Source organism: Phytoactinopolyspora endophytica (assembly GCF_004138495.1).
In the GTDB taxonomy this organism is placed as follows: domain Bacteria; phylum Actinomycetota; class Actinomycetes; order Jiangellales; family Jiangellaceae; genus Phytoactinopolyspora; species Phytoactinopolyspora endophytica.
This window is the reverse complement of the sequence record NZ_ML142884.1, coordinates 392-2,210: the sequence shown is the minus strand read 5'-3', so window position 1 is coordinate 2,210 and position 1,819 is coordinate 392. Positions and strand designations below refer to the sequence as shown.

The following is a 1,819-nucleotide window of genomic DNA, read 5'->3' as shown; positions in this document are numbered from 1 at the left end:
TGCGATGTGGTGAGCGACCACGTCGTGCAGCTCGCGAGCGATACGCATGCGCTCCTCGATCACTCGCCGCCTGGCCTCCTCCTCGAGCGCATGTTCTGCGCGTTCGGCGCGATCTCGAAGGGCTGTCGCTCTCTCCTGCCGTGCCAGGTTGTATGCGCGTGTGCTCCTCACTGCGTCGCCTGCCGCGGTGGCGAGACTGGCCCAGGCGATCAGCTCCAGGTTCTCGCCGTCGTACCACGGGCCCGGTGATGTGATCGCCGCCGTCAGGTACAGCGCAGCTGCCGTCGCCGCGCCGGCCGTCCAGGCGGTCCTGCGGCCCGACGTCGACGCCACGGTGTACAGAGCGATGATCGCTGCGACCCGGAGCTCACCTGGGTCATCGTCCGGGATGAGCGACCACACGGCGGCGATCATAGCGACCACCAAGACCGGCAGCGGGGCACGCCGGCGCAGCAGGATCAGCGCCGCTGCGCCAGCGCACGTGACGAAGTCGACGGCATCGAGGCTGGCGCCGACGTCGCCAGCGTCGACCACCTCGTAGATCAGGCCCCCAGCGTAGACGGCGGCGGCGATCGCCAGATCGGCGACGACGGTGCGCAGTGCTGGGCGCGAGCGATCGATGCCCGAGACGTTAGACAAGGCAGACACCTGTACGAGCTGTGCGTTTGAGCCACATCGCGGGTCGGCGATCCTCACGCGTCTCGGCGCTTGAGGGCGATCGTGCCTGCGGCGAGCAGAACACCGATCCAGCCGATCAGCACGAGCAGAGCAGTGCCCGGTGACATATCGCCCGAATCCCTGACGATAGTAATCATCGCCTCTCCCGCTTCGGCTGGGAGGTACTCGGAGGCACGGCCCCACACCCCGCCCAGCGTTTCGAACAGCGTGGGCACGACGAACAAGGTCGCGACCAGGATGCCGATCGCTGTCGCGGTGTGCCGCATCAACGCGCCGAAGGCAACACCCATCACTGCGATCGTGGTCGGGTACAGCGCCGCCGCGAGCACGGCTCGGGGCACACCTGGGTCGGACAGCGACGCCGACGGCCCGCCACCGCTATAGACAGCCTGTCCGACGAAGAACGCCACCGATAGCGATGCCACCATCGTGGCGAACGCAGCAGCGGCGACGACGATCACCTTGGCCCACAACACTGGCAGCCGCCGGGGCACTGCGGTGAGCGTCGTGCGGATCAGACCCGTCGAGTACTCCGACGTGATGACCAGCGCGCCCATGACGCCGAGCAGGAGCTGGGCGAGCGTCGCCCCGAACAAGCTGTTGCCTGCGGGGTCGTAGATCCCCTCGCCGTCGGCAGCTATGGGGGCGCCGTTGCTGAGCATCGACACCAACACACCGGTGGCGATGACGGCGCAGGCGGTCAGGGCCAGCGTGACGATCATCGAGCGGAGCGATCGCAACTTGATCCACTCCGATCGGATGACCCGAGGAAGGGTGACGTTGTGGGCCGACACGTCGTCGGCTCGCGGCGATCCGGCTGGTGGGACCAGTGTCGTGTTGGTGGTGCTCATCGCGGGTTCTCCAGTTTGTGCGTGCTGTTGGTGGAATCGGTGGCGCCGTGGTAGTCCACGGCGTCCTTGGTGAGATCGATGAAGATGTCCTCCAACGAGGCTCGTGCGGGTGTCAGCTCCTGGAGCTGCAAGTTCGCCGACCGCGCTCGAGCGCCGATCTCGTCGGCATCCACGCCGACGACGTCGAATAGGTCGTGGCCGCGGATCGCGATGTCGGTCGCGTCGCCGGCGAGCAGATCACGAAGCTGGCGGGCGTGCGGCGACCGGACGCGGACGCTGGTTGGCTCGGT

The 1,819-nt window shown here is 67.6% G+C and carries 2 protein-coding genes and 1 pseudogene; all 3 read right to left on the bottom strand.

The annotated features are described in order from the left end of the window. Window positions 1-639: DUF7134 domain-containing protein (locus ELR45_RS36250; protein ID WP_240760336.1), on the bottom strand; the 639-nt coding region annotated here is incomplete at its 3' end. 53 nt (window positions 640-692) lie between these two features. Beyond that, window positions 693-1,529 carry an ABC transporter permease gene (locus ELR45_RS33715; protein WP_129670192.1) on the bottom strand — a complete coding sequence of 279 codons (837 nt, stop codon included), beginning with the start codon at window positions 1,527-1,529 and terminating at the stop codon, window positions 693-695. Beyond that, window positions 1,526-1,819, bottom strand: a pseudogene (locus tag ELR45_RS36245) (ABC transporter ATP-binding protein); the annotation flags it as partial. The pseudogene ELR45_RS36245 and the gene ELR45_RS33715, both read right to left, overlap by 4 nt.